The organism is Gemmatirosa kalamazoonensis (assembly GCF_000522985.1).
Taxonomy (GTDB): Bacteria; Gemmatimonadota; Gemmatimonadetes; order Gemmatimonadales; family Gemmatimonadaceae; genus Gemmatirosa; species Gemmatirosa kalamazoonensis.
Map to the genome: position 1 here is coordinate 5,138,071 of NZ_CP007128.1, position 15,961 is coordinate 5,154,031.

At 72.3% G+C, this 15,961-nt stretch carries 12 protein-coding genes; 5 read left to right on the top strand and 7 right to left on the bottom strand.

Annotated features, from left to right (window positions below):
* Nucleotides 1–114: 114 nt before the first annotated feature.
* From J421_RS22315 to J421_RS32985, 3 genes are read right to left on the bottom strand one after another with little or no spacing between them, the layout of a single operon-like run.
* Nucleotides 115–1,119 carry an aldose epimerase family protein gene (locus J421_RS22315; RefSeq protein WP_025413397.1) on the bottom strand — a complete coding sequence of 335 codons (1,005 nt, stop codon included), beginning with the start codon at nt 1,117–1,119 and terminating at the stop codon, nt 115–117.
* 9 nt (nt 1,120–1,128) lie between these two features.
* The gene (locus J421_RS22320) at nt 1,129–2,337 is read right to left on the bottom strand and encodes a 4-hydroxy-3-methylbut-2-enyl diphosphate reductase (protein ID WP_025413398.1); all 1,209 of its coding nucleotides are present in this window, start codon (nt 2,335–2,337) and stop codon (nt 1,129–1,131) included.
* A 41-nt stretch (nt 2,338–2,378) separates the two neighbouring features.
* Nucleotides 2,379–2,831 (bottom strand): acyl-CoA thioesterase, encoded by a 453-nt coding sequence (locus J421_RS32985; RefSeq protein WP_158508874.1) that lies wholly within the window; start codon nt 2,829–2,831, stop codon nt 2,379–2,381.
* 111 nt (nt 2,832–2,942) lie between these two features.
* On the opposite strand from J421_RS32985, the gene J421_RS32990 reads away from it, so the two are divergent.
* From J421_RS32990 to J421_RS22335, 3 genes are read left to right on the top strand one after another with little or no spacing between them, the layout of a single operon-like run.
* Complete coding sequence (locus tag J421_RS32990) at nt 2,943–3,653, top strand: CGNR zinc finger domain-containing protein (protein ID WP_025413400.1); 711 nt, start codon at nt 2,943–2,945, stop codon at nt 3,651–3,653.
* 10 nt (nt 3,654–3,663) lie between these two features.
* A complete protein-coding gene (locus J421_RS22330; protein WP_025413401.1) occupies nt 3,664–4,209 on the top strand; it encodes a GNAT family N-acetyltransferase in 546 nt (181 codons plus the stop codon).
* A 48-nt stretch (nt 4,210–4,257) separates the two neighbouring features.
* Nucleotides 4,258–5,574, top strand: a complete 1,317-nt coding sequence (locus J421_RS22335) for a phospholipase D-like domain-containing protein (RefSeq protein ID WP_025413402.1) — start codon at nt 4,258–4,260, stop codon at nt 5,572–5,574.
* Between the two features lie 11 nt (nt 5,575–5,585).
* On the opposite strand, the gene J421_RS22340 is transcribed toward J421_RS22335, so the two are convergent.
* The 4 genes from J421_RS22340 to J421_RS22355 all read right to left on the bottom strand — a co-directional run bounded on the left by J421_RS22340 (nt 5,586) and on the right by J421_RS22355 (nt 14,522).
* Nucleotides 5,586–8,351 carry a DEAD/DEAH box helicase gene (locus J421_RS22340; RefSeq protein WP_025413403.1) on the bottom strand — a complete coding sequence of 922 codons (2,766 nt, stop codon included), beginning with the start codon at nt 8,349–8,351 and terminating at the stop codon, nt 5,586–5,588.
* 207 nt (nt 8,352–8,558) lie between these two features.
* The gene (locus J421_RS22345) at nt 8,559–9,887 is read right to left on the bottom strand and encodes a hypothetical protein (RefSeq protein WP_025413404.1); all 1,329 of its coding nucleotides are present in this window, start codon (nt 9,885–9,887) and stop codon (nt 8,559–8,561) included.
* Nucleotides 9,888–10,331: 444 nt separating this feature from the next.
* Nucleotides 10,332–11,411: a 6-phosphofructokinase gene (locus J421_RS22350; RefSeq protein ID WP_025413405.1), complete on the bottom strand. Its 1,080-nt coding sequence runs from the start codon at nt 11,409–11,411 to the stop codon at nt 10,332–10,334.
* Nucleotides 11,412–11,531: 120 nt separating this feature from the next.
* Nucleotides 11,532–14,522, bottom strand: a complete 2,991-nt coding sequence (locus tag J421_RS22355) for a M14 family zinc carboxypeptidase (RefSeq protein WP_025413406.1) — start codon at nt 14,520–14,522, stop codon at nt 11,532–11,534.
* 158 nt (nt 14,523–14,680) lie between these two features.
* On the opposite strand from J421_RS22355, the gene J421_RS22360 reads away from it, so the two are divergent.
* Together J421_RS22360 and J421_RS22365 are read left to right on the top strand one after the other, a co-directional pair.
* Nucleotides 14,681–15,121, top strand: coding sequence for a hypothetical protein (locus J421_RS22360; protein WP_148306471.1), 441 nt, complete (start codon nt 14,681–14,683; stop codon nt 15,119–15,121).
* Nucleotides 15,122–15,264: 143 nt separating this feature from the next.
* Nucleotides 15,265–15,957, top strand: a complete 693-nt coding sequence (locus J421_RS22365) for a hypothetical protein (protein WP_025413408.1) — start codon at nt 15,265–15,267, stop codon at nt 15,955–15,957.
* Nucleotides 15,958–15,961 lie beyond the last annotated feature (4 nt).

The following is a 15,961-nucleotide window of genomic DNA, read 5'->3' on the forward strand; positions in this document are numbered from 1 at the left end:
TTCCCCTAGTACATGGAACGGGCCACGGCGACGGCCGGAGACGGGAAGCCCCGCCGGCGCGCGCGGGCCGGCGGGGGCGAATTAGTTCCGACTCGGTCCGATCTCGGACGCGAATCAGACGTGGCGCGGCGCCGTCGTCGCGCGCCACTCCAGCGCCCACCGACGCGACGCGCCGGGCCGGAGCCACGCCGCGCCCTGCCACGCACCGAGCGCCTCGTCGAGCTGGTCGGGCGCGCCGATGCACGGCTCGAACGCGAGGTTCATGTACGGCGTGCCGCCGTCGAACGGTGTCCAGCCGCCGTGGTTGAGCCACAGACCGAAGTGCGTCACGTGCTTCGGCGACACCGAGACCTCGAGGCGCGATCCGTCCTGCTCCACCGCGAGCGACACGAGCGGCACGTGCGTCGGCAGGTCGAGGAACAGCTTGCACGCCCAGCCGCGCGCGCGCCCGCGCACGTCGCCGGGGCGCGAGAAGTCCACCGACGCGCCGTCGGCCTGCAGCAGCGGCCAGCGGTGCTCGGCGCCCGCGCCGCCGAGATCGATGCCGTGCTGCGCCCACACGCGCACGCGCGCGCCGGCGGGGAGATCCAGCCGTGTGTCCGCGGTGAGCGGCAGCAGCGGGTGGGACGACCAGAGGAATGGAAGCGGCGTGCCGCCGCGGTTGTTGATCGCGTAATCCATCAGCACCTCGCCGTCCTCGTCCACGCGCACGGTACGCGTGAAGTCGTACGGCAGGCGCCGTCCGGTCCAGTGCGTGATCGCCGCGATGCCGGTCACGTCGTCGTCGAAGACCTCGCTGCGCGCGTGCTGCGACCACAGCTCGCCGTGATCTGGGAGCGCGACGCCGCCGTGGCCCGGCACGTCGCGCGGCAGGCGGCACGCGCCGACGGTCGGCACGCACTCGTCGTAGCCGCCCGTGTCCGCGGTGCGCACGTACGACGCGTCGTCGTCCGCCGCGACCGCCGGTCCGACGGGGAGGCGCGGCAGCACGCCGCTCGTCCACAGCCACTCGCGCCCGCCGAGCAGCAGCGAGGTGATCTTCCCGCCCAGCGCGGGGTCGATGACGACGCGCGAGCCTCCCCCGTCGAGGCGCACGATACCGGCGATCGGCGTCTTCATGGCGGATGCCTAACGTTCCGTGGGCTCGAGCGCGGAGACGCCGCGCGTGGCGAACACCCGCGCCACCGTCTCGCCGATCTTGTTGTTCGGCGTGCTGGCGCCGGCGGTGAGTCCGACGCGCACCGGGCCCTCGGGGAGCCAGCCGTCGGCCTCGCGCTCCTCGGTCACCTTGCCGACCGGGCGGTAGCGCACCGTGCCACGCTCGACGTCGATCGCCGCGGGATCCTCGACGTGATACGTGGGCACGTGCTCCGCGCACAGGGCGGCGAGCGACATCGTGTTGCTCGAGTTGTAGCCGCCGACGACGAGCATCACGTCGAGCGGCTCCGCGAGCAGCGCCTTCACCGCGTCCTGACGGTCCTGCGTCGCGGAGCAGATCGTGTCGAACGAGCGGAAGTTCGCCGCGCGGTACTCGGCGCCGTGCGCGCGCTCCATCGCGGCACCGACCTCCGCGGCGATGTCGAGCGACTCGCGCGCGAGCATCGTCGTCTGGTTCGCGACACCGACGCGCGCGAGATGCACGTCGGGATCGAACCCGTCCGACGACGTCGCGGCGAAGCGCGCGACGAACGCGTCGCGATCCCCCCGCCCCTCGATGTAGTCGCACACCATGCGGGCTTCCGCCATGTCGCGCACGACGAGGTACGCGCCGCCCGGGTACTTCAGCGCCTGCGACGCGGTGGCGCGCGTCTCCTCGTGGTAATGCTTGCCGTGGATGAGCGAGGTGAAGCCGTCGCGCGCGTACGACTCGACGCGCTTCCACACGTTGAGCACCGAGCCGCACGTGGTGTCCACGAGCACGCAGCCGATGGCCCGCAGGCGCTCGAAGTCGCCGATCGTGACGCCGAACGCGGGGATGATCACCACGTCGTCGGGCGAGATGCGCGTGTAGTCGAAGCCCGCGCCCTCGGCCACGAGGATGTCCACGCCCATCTGCCGCAGCTTGTCGTTCACGTGCGGGTTGTGGATGATCTCGCCCAGCAGCACCACGCGACGGTCGGGGAACTTGCGCCGCGTCTGGTACGCGTAGTCCACCGCGCGCTCCACGCCGTAGCAGAACCCGAACTCGTGGGCGAGGCGCACGGTGACGCCGCCCGCGGCAAGCGTGTAGTCGTGCTCTCGGAGCAGGTCGACCAGGCGGCCGCTGTAGTCGGCGGAGAGAAGGGCCTCCACCTCGGTCTTGAGCCCGAAGCCCTTGCGGAAGTACGTCGATTCCATGAACGGAATCTAACCGCCCAGGGCGACCCGGGCCCCGCCCGTCAGCCCTGGAACGGCGCGAGCGCCCGGGTGACCTCGGCCGGCACCTCGACGGCCGTCATCCCCGCCGCCTCCACGGCGACGAGCACGAGGTGCCCCGCCGCGTGCAGCCGCTCGCCGGCGTCGTCGAACACCGCCACGTGCAGGGTGAGCGACGTGCGGCCCACGCGCCCGATCCACGCCCGCAGCCGCAGCAGGTCGTCGAAGTGCGCCGGCGCGTGGTACTCGAGATGGAGCACGCGCCGCACGAGCCAGATGCCGTGCCGGTCGAGCATCGCGGGGTGTGCCAGCCCCGCGGCGCGGAACAGCTCCGCCTCCACGACGTCGAGGAGGCGCGTGTAGGCGCTGTAGCGCACGATCGCCACGAGGTCCACGTCCTCCCAGCGTACGCGCTCGGCGAACTCGAACGCGTGCGCGGGGACGGCGGAGGCGGGCGCGGTGGTGGACGAGGTCATGGCCCGGAAGATAACCGCCGGCCATGCCGCTCCCGGCGCCTTGCCGAGCACCGGGTCGGGCTCCATGCTACGCCCATGCTCCAGCCGAGCAGCCTCGCCCCAGTCGCATCCGTGACGTCGCCGCTCGCGCCGCCGTCGGTGACGTCTCCGTCGCGCACCGCCGGCGTCGACCTCGACGCGCCGACGTTCGTGTTCCTCGGCGATCGCCTCTGGCTCGACTTCGTGAACACCGACGACGCGCGTCGTGCCGACGCGTCGTCGGCCGCGCGACGCGCCGACGCGCTGCGCGACTTCGACGTGTTCATCGACTGGCTGCAGTCGGCGTCGGTGCTCGACACGGAGCGCGCGACGGGCATTCGTCGGCGCGCGTTCCAGCAGCCCGCGGGCGCCGCTGCGGCGCTCGTCGACGCGCGACGCGTGCGCGCGGCGCTGCGCGCGCTGGCCGAGCGCGGGCTGCAATCGGCGAAGACGCGTGCCGACGCGCTCGCGGAGATCAATCGCATCCTCGGTCGCAGCGCGGGCACGCGACGCGTGGAGCAGCGCACGGACGGCACCTACGCGCGCACGTTCGTGAGCGTCGGCGACGCGTTCGCTGGGCTCATGCTGCCGGTGGTGGACTCCGCCGCCGACTCGCTCATCGCGGGCGAGCTGGCGCGCGTGCGCCGCTGCTCCGACCCGCGCTGCCCGCACGTGTTCATCGACACGACGAAGAACGGCCGCCGTCGGTGGTGCGACATGGCGACGTGCGGCAACCGCGCGAAGGCGGCGCGCCATCGGCGCCGCGCGCGCGACGGCTCGAGCGGCCTAACGATCGGGCCCTGAGCGTGTCGGCATGAGCGCGGGCGCGCCGCGCGAGGTGGTGCGCACCTACCTCGAGATGCGCGACCCGGCCGCGCACCGCGACGAGGCGTGGACGGCCATCGACGTGCGCCTCGCGCGCCTCGACCCGTGCCCGCCCGACACGTACCGCGCGCTCTACGGCATGGTGGGCGCGCGCTGGGCGTGGCGCGACCGCGACGCGTGGAGCGACGCGCGGCTCGCCGAGTACCTCGCGCGTCCGGACGTCGCGGTGTGGGCGGTCGTGGACGCCGGGGGGGCGCCGGGCGGCTACTTCGAGCTCGCGCGCCACGACGACGGCTCGGTGGAGATTGCGTACTTCGGTCTCGCCGAGCGGTTGTTCGGGCGACGGCTCGGCGCGCAGCTCCTCTCCGCCGCCGTGCGCGAGGCGTGGGCGATGGGCGCCGCGCGCGTGTGGCTGCACACCTGCACGCTCGACTCGCCCGCCGCGCTGCCGAACTACCTCGCGCGCGGGTTCACGCCGTTCCGTACCGAGACCTACGCCGCGACCGCGCCCGCGGCGGCGTCCCTGGCGCCGTGAGCGCACGGCACGCTCGGCAATTGCACGACTCCTGCACAATGCGCTGGCATGTCCTACGTCCTGATCGGCGCGCTCGGCGTGCTGGTGTTCGTCGTGCTCGTCTTCGCCCTCATCGGTGTGCTGTACGTCACACGCGGCACGCCGGTGCGGCGCGTGCGCGCGCCGGGCGACGACGACGGACCGCCGGGTGCCCGTGAGGGGCGCTTCCCCGCGACCGTGGAGCTGCTCACGAAGACCGAGCTGCATCCCGGACACGCGGTCGAGATCATGACGTGCGGCGACGAGCTCTATCCGCGGCTCTGGGACGATCTGCGCAACGCGCGCCACTCCATCACGCTGCAGCTCTACTACTGCAACCCCGGCCGCATGGCCGACGAGTTCGCGGAGATCATCCTCGAGCGCGTGAACGCCGGGGTGCGGGTGCTGTTCCTGCGCGACGCGTTCGGCAGCGCGCCGCTGCCGGACGAGTACATCGAACGGCTGGAGAAGGGCGGCGTGAAGGTCGCCGTGTTCCGGCCGACGCGCTGGTGGGAGCTGCACAAGGTGCAGCACCGCTCCCACATCCGCGTCGTCGTCGTCGATGGGCGCATCGGCTACACCGGCGGCTTCGGTCTCGACGACAAGTGGTACGGCGACGGGCGGCACGTGGGACAGTGGCGCGATTCCACCGCGCGATTCACTGGCCCCGCCGTGCAGCAGCTGCAGGCGACGTTCGCCTCGGGATGGGCGGAGGCGACGGGCGTGCTGCTCACGGGCGACCACTTCTTCCACATCGCGGAGGACGGCGAGCCGGCGCCGACGCGCGAGGGCGACGACGTCTGCGCGGGGCTGCTGCACTGCTCGCCCACGCTCGGCAGCACACCGGCGGAGCGGTTCATGGCGCTCTCCATCGCCGGGGCGCGCGAGCGGCTCTGGATCTCCAACTCGTACTTCGTTCCCGACGAGCACTTCTGCGACCTGCTCGCGATCGCGGTGAAGCGCGGCGTCGACGTGCGCATCCTCACGCCCGACCGCCACAGCGACGTGCGCACGACGTACTTCGCCGGCCGCCACCGCTACCCGCGACTGCTCGGCGCGGGCGTCCGCATCTTCGAGTACTCGGCGGCGATGATGCACGCCAAGACGCTCGTCGCCGACGGCGTGTGGGCGGCGGTCGGATCGAACAACTTCGACAACCGCTCGATGGCGTTCAACGACGAGAGCGTGCTGATGGCGTACGACGAGCGCGTCGCGTCGCGCCTCGAGTCGGTGTTCCGTGAGGACCTGAAGTTCGCCGACGAGATCACGCTCGACCTGTTCCGGCGGCGGCCGTGGTTCGACCGCGTCCTCGAGCGCGGCGCCACGGCGCTGTCCCGAATCCTCTAGCGGCGAAGCGCCTAACGACGACGGCGTCGCTGGAACTTGCGGTTCCCGCCCGGCGGCCCGCCGCGCGGGCCGTGACGCGCGCCTTCCCGTGGCCCGTGGCGGCCGACGACGTGACGCTCCGACCGCTCGCGCTCGCGGCGCGGCCGCTCGTCGTAGTCTTCGTCCGGTGACCACGGCCGGTCGAGGATCTCCTGCAGCTCGTCGAGCGTGTCCGCGCGCACCGCGCCGCGCTGCCCGCGCGTGACGACGAAGCGCACCGGGCGATCGAGCGCGGGGATCTCCGCCTCCACGATCGTGCGCGCGAGCTTCTCGGGGAGCCGCAGCCGCGCCACGCCGATCAGTCGGGACTCGGGAGACTCGGGAGACTCGGGACTCGGGACTCGGGACTCGGGACTCGGAGCTGCGGGCTCCCGAGTCCCGAGTCCCGAGTCCCGAGTCCCGACTTCCTCCACGTCGTAGTGGATCTCCACCGGCTTGCCGCGGATCTCCACGTAGTCGGGGAGCGCGAGCAGGCGCGTGCGCTCCTCCTCCGGCACCATCGCGTCGAGGTCCAGCCGCAGCGGCGCCGCGCGGAAGTCGTGCAGCGAGCCCACGCCCGAGAGCTGCGCCTCGTACAGGTCCGCCAGCTCGCGCATCCCGAGCCGCGGCGTGCGGCCGCCCGAGCGTCGCCACACCTCGCGCACCGCCTCGATCGCGTCGCGGTTGCGCTTCACCGCGACGTGCCGCGCCTCGCCGCGGGCGAGCGCCTCGGCGAGCACGCGCCGCGCCTGCGCCGCGAGCTCCGGCGGGAACGCCTCCACGTCCTCCAGCTCGTGCTCCAGCTCGAAGCCGTAGTACTCCACGCGTCGCTGCAGCACGAGCGGGTTGTGCTTGCGCCGCGGCTCGTACGTCAGCTCCGCCTCGCCGCGCGTCGCGTACTTGCGCACGAGATCGATCGGGATCTGCGTCCCCTCGATCGACGCGCGCGGCACCCCGAAACGGTCGGCGAAGTATCGCAGCGTCCCCGCGATCGGGCCCCAGCTGCCGCACACGCTCGTCTTCGACACGCGCGCTTCCTCGCCCCACGCCGTCTCCTCGTCGATCACGAGGTCGAAGGGCATGAAGCGCGCGAGCAGGTCGGCGAAGCGACGATGCACGCGCTCACCGGCCCACGGCATGTGGTCGGGCAGCGGCACGCCTAACGAGCGATACACGCTCGCCATCGCCAGCGCGGCATCCTCCACCGCCTTCACCAGCACGCCGCGCCGCTCCGCCCAGTGCGTGATGCGCTCGGCGTCGAACAGGTGCCGCGGCAGGCCGTACACCTCGCCCATGTACCCCGCCTCGCGCCACGCCTCGGCGTACAGGTTGTACGCCGTGAGGTGATCGCTCCCCGGCACGAGCACGCCGTCCAGGTCGCGCTCCTCGCGCGTCATGCGATGCAGCGACTCCACCGCGCTCATCACGGCGAGGAACGGCACGAGGTCGTCGTCGCCGTTCACGAGCAGCTCCGCCCACGCGCGCTCCACCGGCAGCGCCTCGACCGACTTGCCGTACGGCGTGAGGCGGCCGTTCTCGTCGATCACGCCGCGTCGCTGCAGGTGCGTGAACGCGCGACGGTACGCCACGCGATCCAGCTTCACCGGTAGATCCAGCTCGTCGGCGCGCACGCCGAGGTCCGCGCAGGTGAGCGCCACGCGCTCCGAGTCCCCCGCGAGCTGGAACTCCGGCTCGGTCGGCCGCAGCGCGTAGAAGTCGATGTCGCGGTCGCTGAGGATGTAGACGCGTCCCCCTTCCACGCGTCCGTGCACGCGCCCGCCCATCTGCAGGATCTCGTTCGCGCCGAGGTGCAGCCGCGTGAGCACGTTGCGTCCGCGCTCGACGACGTTCGTGAAGCGCGTGTCGTCGATCACCACCGTGTCGAGCCCGCGCACGTTCAGCGCGCTCTGGCCGGCCGCGGTCATGGCGAGGAAGAACGGCTTCGGCTCCTCGCCCTCGAGGAACGGCCTGATGACGCGGATCGGCTCCCCGCCGTGATAATACGCGGCGTTCACGCGCGGGTAGCGCTCCTGCACGCTCGCCGCGGCCTCCTCCACGCCGGCGCGCGTCGGCAGGAACAAACCCACGCCGCGCTTCTGCTTCACCACGCCCTGCAGGAAGCGGTCGTCGAGGAACTCGATCGGCGCCTTGCGGATCACCTGCACCTTCGCCGCCTTCTTCGGGTCGTACGAGTAGACCTCGAGAACGTCGGCGGAGTCGAGGTACGCGCGGTAGAAGCTCGGATCGACCGTCGCGGAGAGCCAGATGAAGCGGCATCCGACGCGCTTGCCTAACGCGAGGCACAGCTCCAGCTCCGCCGACGTCTGGTGGATCTCGTCGACGACGAGCGTGTCGCTCGGCAGGATGTCGCCGTCCTGGAACCAGCGGCGCGCGATGCCGGTGGTGACGACGACGACGTTCCACGTCGGCGTCTCCGGCGTCGCCTCGCGCTCGCGGTTCACGACGCCGACGCGCAGCGGCAGCCCCACGATCTCCTCGGCGATCGGCCGGATCGCGAGCGTCTTGCCCGTGCCCGTGCCGGCGACGATCCCGAACCCCTTGCCCGACCGTGCGAGCTCGCGCACCCGCGCGCCGTGCGTGCGCTCGAGGTACGTCTCGAGGTGCAGCCCGACCGCGATCTCGATCGTCTCGCACGCCGCGCGCGTCGGCGCGATCACGATCACGCGCCCGGTCGGCGGCTCGGCGGCGACGAACGCCTCGTGGTCGGGCGGGAGGTAGCGGTCGGTTGGCTGGCGCATGGTGCGCGGAGAATGCACCCGCCGCGCCACGAGTTCTAGCGCAGAGCGCAGAGCATAGAGCGCAGAGCGTGGAGCGTGGAGCGTGGAGCGTGGAGCGTGGAGCGTGGAGCGTGGAGCGTGGAGCGTGGAGCGTGGAGCGTGGAGCGTGGAGCGCAGAGAGACGTCCGGTCTGCGCTCCACGCTCTACGCTCTACGCTCTGCGCTCACTCACCGCCCGAGGATCTTCGCGACCCGCCCGTTGCGGTAGATCTCCACGCGGTCCGCGATGCCGTCACCGTCGCGGTCCGTCCAGACCTGCAGCAGCCGGCCCGTGTTCGCGTCGAGCCACATCGCGCGATACGGCGTCCCGGTGCGCTTGAGGTCCGTCGTGCGCACCATCACCTCCGCGGTGCCGAGCCAGCGGAGCGCGAGCTGCGAGCCGGCGCCGCGCTGCACGTCCATCGCGGCGCGCATCGGCGGCATCGACGACGAGTACGGCGCGGCGGCCAGGTCCGAGTAGTCGTCGCACCGGCCGTCGCCGTCGCGGTCCAGGCAGTAGCCGCTGCCGCTGCCCGTCCGCACGTCGTCGCACCAGCCGTCGCGGTCCCGGTCGAGGCACACGCCGTTCGACCGCGCCGGGGGCGGATAGGGCGGATAGTAGCCCGGCCCGTAGCCCGCGCCGTAACCCGCGCCGTAGCCGGGACCATAGCCGGCGCCGTACCCCGCATCGGCACCGCGCGCGTCGCGACGGTCGGCGCCGCGGCGATCGCGCGCGTCGTCCCAGTCGTCGTCGCGGTCGTCACGCGCGTCCCGTCCGTCGCGCGCGTCCCGCGAGTCGCGCCCGCGGAGCCGATCGCGCAGCGCGCGGCGCTGCTCGGAGAGCGACGAGTCGCGGCGGCCGCGCAGATCGGGCTCGCGCCACGCGCGCTCGCGCTCGTCGAGCGTGTCGCGGCGCGCCATCGTGTCGCGCGGCGTCGCCCGGCGGGTCGTCGGCCGCTCGGTGCGACGCCGTGCCGGCGGCTGGTCGGACACGACGACGCCCGGCGCGTCGAGCGGCCGGGCGTCGAGAGCGGGATCGGTCGCGCCGGAGAGGTCCAGCGCGTCTCCGGCCTGCGGGCCGTGCACCCGCGGCGCAAGGGCGAGCGCCAGCCCGCCCCGCGGGGCCACCAGCGCGTCCATCGGCTCGGCCAGGTGCATGTCGCCGGCGTCCACGTGCGATTCGGGCTTCTTGTCGCGGCCCTTGTCCTTGCCGCGGCTCCCCTTCTCGACGTAGTCGTCGCCGAAGATGACGCGGGCGTTGTTCGGCCGGTTTCGCACCGCGGTCACGCAGTCGGTCGACGCCGGCTGCTGCGACGGGGGCACGTTCTCGAGCCAGATGCGGCACATCCCCGGCGGCGGTCGGTACGCGGCCGGGATCGACTGGCTGTCCGGCTCCGACTTCGCGGGACCGAGCTGCCTATACGGCGGCTGCTTTGGCAGACGCACCTGCGCGGTGGCCGACGAGAACGTCGGCTCCAGCGCGAGCGCGGCCATGAACAGCAGGAGGGAACGGATCATCGAGACCTCTCGACTACGGAAGGGCGTCGGCAGACGTCGACGCACCCTCCGAGAAAGCACGCCCGGTGCCACCGACCGGCACTCGGCTCATCCTTGCAAATGCTTGAAAGACAACGTGTTCTGCGGAGGCGCGGGCGGCCGGGACGGCTGGAGTGTCCGCGACCGGTGACGTCGCCGTCCCGACCGCAGGACGGACGAGCGGGCGGCCAGTCACGCCGCCCCGCCGCCGCCGTACCCAAGGTTGCGGCTGCCGCGTCCTCGGTCAACGCCGCCGTCGAGCCGTTGTTACCCCGCCGCGACTCGATCGTCCCTCCCACGACGAGGCTCCTCGGCAGGGTCGCGTCTCCACCGCGCGGTTCGCCGCCGGTCGGTGCAATACCCCCCAACGATACGGGCCCGGCAGCGATCGCTGCCGGGCCCGTATCGCATCCAGGGGCCTCGCCTTCAGTCGCCGAAGCTGATCCCCGACTCGCGGGCGGTCCGCACGACGTCGCCGTCGGGGTCGACGCGCTTCTCCGACCGCAGCACGTCCTCGATCGGCACCGTCACGATGTGCGGCGACTGGAGGGCCAGCATGTGCCCCCACTTCTGCTCCTCCACCGCACGCACCGCGGCCCCGCCGAAACGCGCCGACAGCAGCCGGTCGTAGCCGGTCGGCTGCCCACCGCGCTGCAGGTGGCCGAGGATGAGCGACCGGGTCTCCTTGCCGGTGCGCCGCTGGATCTCCTTCGCCAGCGGCTCGCAGAGGCCGCCGAGCCGCCGCGCCTGCCCCGGCAGCGACTCGCCGATGATCGACTCCGCCCCGCCGACCGCGGCGGCGCCCTCCGCCACGACGACGATGGAGAACAGCCGGCCGCCGCGATCGCGCGCCCGGATCTTCTCGCAGACCTTCTCGATGTCGAACGAGATCTCGGGAATGAGCACGACGTCCGCGCTCGCCGCGACGCCGGCGTACAGCGCGATGAACCCCGCCTCGCGCCCCATGACCTCGAGCACCATGACGCGGTCATGCGACTCCGCCGTCGTGTGCAGCTTGTCGATGGCGTCGATCGCGGTGCTCACGGCGGTGTCGAACCCGAACGTGTTCACGGTGCACGGCACGTCGTTGTCGATCGTCTTCGGCACGCAGACGACCTTCATGCCGCGCGCGACGAGCTGCTGCGCGATGCGCAGCGACCCGTCGCCGCCGATCGAGATGATCGCGTCGATGCCGAGGTTGCGGGCGTTCTCGATCAGCTCGTCGGAGCGGTCGATGTACTGGTAGGTCCCGTCGGGCTGCAGCACGGGATAGTGGAACGGGCTGCCGCGATTCGTCGTGCGGAGGATGGTGCCGCCGAGGTGGCCGATGCCGCGCACGGTCTCGCGGGTCATCGGGATGACCTCGTCCTCGCCGAGCAGCCCCGCGAAGCCGCGCTTGATGCCGAGCACGTCCCACCCGCGGTGCAGCGCCGACAGCACCGCCGTCCGGATCACCGCATTCAGCCCGGGCGCGTCGCCGCCGCCGGTAGATAGAGCGATTCTCATATCCGAAAAGTACAAGGGCAGGAGGGCAAGAGGGCAGGAGGGCAAGAGGGCAGGAGGGCAGGAGGGCAGGAGGGCAGGAGAGTCCGACGCTCGCCTGCCCTCCTGCCCTCCTGCCCTATGTCATTGCTCGTTCGTGACCGCGCGGCGCGTCGAGTCCGCCGGCGGCGGGGTCGTCAGGTGGTTCCAGTGCGCGATCGCGTTCAGGGCGAGCGCGAACGTGCCCTGCGTCTCCTGGCGCCACAGGGGCCGGATGGCGAACGACAGCACGTGCCCGTTGCCGAGCGGCGCGTCGACCACGGCGGGGCGGCCGGCGAGCTCCGCGGGATTGTTCATCATCCCCGAGATGCCGAGCGAGTCGGCACGCTCGTGGAAGCGCAGGATGACGCGCGGCGTCATGCGGCGGCGCTGGTTCACGATCGACGTGTCGACGCCCTCGTTCGCGCTCGCATCGCCGCCGCGCCCGCCGGCCGCATCGCCGACCTGCAGCACCGGCGTCTGGTTGAAGTACACCGGGAACGACTTGCGGTCGTCGTAGCCGTAGAGCACCGGGCTCGCCGTCGTCACGCTCTGCGCGCGCACCACGGTGCCGCGGGCGCCTAACGTCCGCGTCTGCGTCTCCGTGACCTGCGGCGTGAACCCGAGCTCGATCGGCAGCCGCGCCGTCGCGCCCTCGACGAGCAGCAGCCCGCCGCGCTCCACGAAGCGGCGCAGCGCCGCCGCGCCGTCGAGGCCCATGCCCGGACGCATGTCGTCGGTCTCGTCCCACTTGCCGAGGTGCGGCGTCTCCTTCGTCGCCTTCCACGGGATCGCCGGACCGACCATCGGGCGGCCGTTGACGATCGACATGCCGCCCTGCCCCGCGTGCGGGAACACGACGACGTCGAACCGGTCGAGCGCGCCCGGGTTCTTCAGCTTCTGGTCGGCGATGTACGTGTACGGCACGCCCATCTTGTCGAACGCGAAGCGTACCCACCCTTCGTTCTGCGTCTCCTGCCACGTGTGCACGAGCGCCACGCGCGGGATCTGCACCGTCTTCATCGACACGCTCGGCGCCGCGGCCACCTCGACGCCGTCGAGGCCTAACGCCTTCGCCGCGTCGCGCGCCTTCGCCGCGTCGAGCACGTACGTGCCCGCCGGATACGACACGCCGTTCGCGGTGAACGCGCTGTCGGCCACGCGCACCGGACCACCCGCCTTCCACGGCAGCACCGCCGAGCGCCAGTCGCCGAGGTGCTTCACGAGCAGCACGGGTCCGCTGCCCGTCGACGTGCCGGTGACCACGGCGTCGGCGCGCAGCGGCTCCATCGGCTTCGTGAGCACGCTCGAGTCGGCGATCGCGTACGTCGTCACGTGCTGCAGCTCGTCGAGCGTCCACCCCGTGTCGTCGTACGGCGCGGGGTCGTCCGGCTTGTAGCGCTGGATGGCGAGGATGGTGCGCGGGTACTGCGTGTAGGGCTGGTCCATGCGAACCACCCAGTCTCCTGCGTGCACCTGAATCATGCGCGCACCGGGACTCTGGACTCGGGACTCGGGACTCGTCGTCGGGCGCGGCCTGACGTTCGAGGAGTCCATCGTCTCGCTGCCACGCGGCGTCGTCGAATCGGTCGCCGCCCGAGCCCCGAGTCCCGAGTCCCGAGCCCCGGACGTTCCGACGGGGTCCGGCCCGCGATCCTCGAGCGGCTTCGGCCCGGTGCGGACGGTGAAGTCGCTCGTCGCGACGTGGATCTCGGTCGCCATGCGGCGCATGAGGTTCACGAGCTCCGCCGCCTGCGCCGAGTGGCGCTGCGCGCGCGGGATCACGAACGCGTACGGCGCCGTGGTCTGGCCGCGCTTCAGCATCCGCTCGCCCTTCGCCGCGAAGTTCTCGAGGAACGTCTGCCGGTGGTCGCCGACGTACTTCAGCGCGACGAGCACGCCCGACTGCTGGTAGTTCACGTTGTTGCGGATGCACCACCGCACGCCGTTCACCGCGGGGCTCGGCCGGTACCACTCCTTCGTGAGCTGCGCGGCGGGGAGGTTCACGTTCTGGCAGCCCGCGCCGCTCGACGTGTACGTCTCGTAGAACCTGCCTAACGAGTTGTGGAACTGCACGATCGACATCATGTAGTTCGCGCCCCACCCGTCGTAGAAGCCGTGCGTCCACACGCCCGGCAGGCCGCGGCGCGTGAGCTCGGTCATCTCGTTGTACGCGAGCGTGTGCCACTCGTCGATCGTGATCGGGTCGATCTCGTCGTTGTACGGGCCCGTGCCGGTGCTGATGTAGAGGAACGGCACCGACTCGTGCAGGTCGTGCGCGATCGTCGGGCGCCAGTCGAGGAAGCCCTGCAGGTAGTTCTGCGTGATGCGCTGCGACGCCACCATGCCGTCGCGGTTGTTGTCGTGCGCCGTGTACTTGCCCCAGTACACGAGGTTGATCCCGTTGGGCCCGAGCTTGAGCGCCTTCGACTCGTTGAACACGTCCACCATCCGATCGCGCCCGTCCACCTCCTGCACGGGCGTGAGCAGCGTGACGACGTTGGCGCGGATCGACCGCGCGGACTCGCCCTCGTCCACCGCGAGGCGGTAGGCGAGCTCCATCAGCATCTCGGGGCTGCCCGTCTCCGGCGAGTGGATGCTGCCGAGCACCCAGTAGATCGGCTTCGCCTCGCGCACCAGCCGCGCCTTCTCCTCGGCCGACAGCCCGCGCGGATCCGCGAGGCGCGCCGCCATGCGCTTGTAGTCGTCGAGCCGCGCGATCGTCGCCTCGTCGGCCACCGCGAGCAGCACCTCCTCGCGCCCCTCCTCGCTCATGCCTAACGAGAACAGCTTCGTGCGCTTCGGCGACGCGGCGGCGAGCGCCCGGAAGTACCGGTTGATGTCGGCCACGTGCGACAGCTTGCCGACGGTCCCCGGCACGTAGCCGAGCACCTGCAGCGGTGTCGGCACCGTGGACGATGCGGGCAGGTAGTCCACCAGCTCCGTGGTGAACTGGTAGCGCGCGTCCACCGGCGTGAGCTCGCGGATCTGCCGGGTGTACGCGGTGTCGATCGCCTGGCTCCCGCGTTGCGCCGCGGCGGGCGCGAGCGGAGCGACGAGCGTGGCGACGGCGACGAGACGACTGAGGCGGCGCATGAGGTCCTCGACGAGGGGGTCCGACCGGAAGTGCTGCCAGCGTTACGCATCGCCTCGGCGCGCCGCTGGTGCTGCGAATGGTGCGGGAATGCGTTCGTGCGACGCCTGTCGCGTCGCGCGGGTGCGGTCGCGCGGAGGCTACGCGGCACCGTGGTCGCATGCAACGCCACGCCCCCGCCCCGCCACCCCGCGGCGCGACCCTCCCCGAGCTGGTCATGGTGCTCGGTCTGGTCGGGATCGTCGCCGCCCTCGCCGTCGCCGGCGCGGCGCGCCTCGCCGATCGCCTCGCTGCCCGCGGCGGGGCCCGCGAGCTCCGCGCGGCGCTGCTCACCACGCGCCACCTCGCCGTCCTCCGCGCGACGCGCGCCGCGCTCGCGGTGGACACCGCCCGCGCCCGGCTCGTCGTCCGTGTCGCCGCCGAGACGGCGCTCGTGCGCGACGTCGGGGCGCTGTACGGGGTCCGCCTCGCGGCCACCCGCGACTCCCTCGCCTACGCCGCGGACGGCCTGGGCTGGGGCGCCGCGAACGCGCGCCTCGTCGTCCGGCGCGGCTCGGCCGCGGAGACGGTCACCGTGTCGCGCCTCGGCCGCGTGCGCTGAACGACGTCTCACAAACGGTTGCAGTCCCTGCGAACTCCGCGTGAGACGCGCCACCCCGACCAGCGACGGGGCCACATCCGACCATGGTCGGAGTCGCGCAGCAGGGGGCGACCGCGCAATATGGACGCGGCAACCGCACACCCATGCCCACTCCGCACGGCTTCCTCCGAGTCGCGCCGGCGATCCTCGGGCTCGCCCTCGCGACGACACCGCTCCCCGTGCTCGCCCAGGCCACCGTCGCCGGGCGCGTGACGGTGCTGGAGCGCGCCGGCGCGCGCACGGACGACCTCGAGAACGCCGTCCTGTGGCTCGAGCCGCTCGACGCGCCGCGGGCCGCCGCGCCGACGGCGACGGAGATCGTCATGGAGGCGCGCCGATTCCGGCCCGCCGTGCGCGTCGTGCCGCCGGGCAGCCAGGTGCGGTTCGCGAACTACGACCCGTTCCGCCACAACGTGTTCTCCGACGCGGGACCGGGCCGCTTCGACCTCGGCCTCTACGGCCGCGGCCAGAGCCGCTCGGCCAATGTGGACGCGGCGGGCGTGTACCCGGTGTTCTGTAACATCCACGCCCGCATGGTCGCCTACCTCATCGCCGTGCCGAGCCGGTGGTTCGCGCAGGCCGGGGCCGATGGCGCCTACCAGATCGCGGACGTGCCGGCCGGGCGCTACCGGCTCCACGCGTGGCACGACCGCGGCGGCGAGGCGACGCGCGAGATCGCCGTCGCCGCGGGCCACCTCGCGACCGACGTGCAGCTCGACGCGCGCGGCTGGCGCTTCGTGCCCCACAAGAACAAGTACGGGCAGGACTATCCGCCCGAGACGCGCGACCGGTACTGACGCG

What these genes read in the sequence shown, in the direction of transcription:
- J421_RS22315 (WP_025413397.1), bottom strand. Translation starts at nt 1,119, where the DNA reads ATGAAGACGCCGATCGCCGGTATCGTGCGCCTCGACGGGGGAGGCTCG.
- J421_RS22320 (WP_025413398.1), bottom strand. Translation starts at nt 2,337, where the DNA reads ATGGAATCGACGTACTTCCGCAAGGGCTTCGGGCTCAAGACCGAGGTG.
- J421_RS32985 (WP_158508874.1), bottom strand. Translation starts at nt 2,831, where the DNA reads ATGACCTCGTCCACCACCGCGCCCGCCTCCGCCGTCCCCGCGCACGCG.
- J421_RS22330 (WP_025413401.1), top strand. Translation starts at nt 3,664, where the DNA reads ATGAGCGCGGGCGCGCCGCGCGAGGTGGTGCGCACCTACCTCGAGATG.
- J421_RS22335 (WP_025413402.1), top strand. Translation starts at nt 4,258, where the DNA reads ATGTCCTACGTCCTGATCGGCGCGCTCGGCGTGCTGGTGTTCGTCGTG.
- J421_RS22340 (WP_025413403.1), bottom strand. Translation starts at nt 8,351, where the DNA reads ATGCGCCAGCCAACCGACCGCTACCTCCCGCCCGACCACGAGGCGTTC.
- J421_RS22345 (WP_025413404.1), bottom strand. Translation starts at nt 9,887, where the DNA reads ATGATCCGTTCCCTCCTGCTGTTCATGGCCGCGCTCGCGCTGGAGCCG.
- J421_RS22350 (WP_025413405.1), bottom strand. Translation starts at nt 11,411, where the DNA reads ATGAGAATCGCTCTATCTACCGGCGGCGGCGACGCGCCCGGGCTGAAT.
- J421_RS22355 (WP_025413406.1), bottom strand. Translation starts at nt 14,522, where the DNA reads ATGCGCCGCCTCAGTCGTCTCGTCGCCGTCGCCACGCTCGTCGCTCCG.
- J421_RS22360 (WP_148306471.1), top strand. Translation starts at nt 14,681, where the DNA reads ATGCAACGCCACGCCCCCGCCCCGCCACCCCGCGGCGCGACCCTCCCC.
- J421_RS22365 (WP_025413408.1), top strand. Translation starts at nt 15,265, where the DNA reads ATGCCCACTCCGCACGGCTTCCTCCGAGTCGCGCCGGCGATCCTCGGG.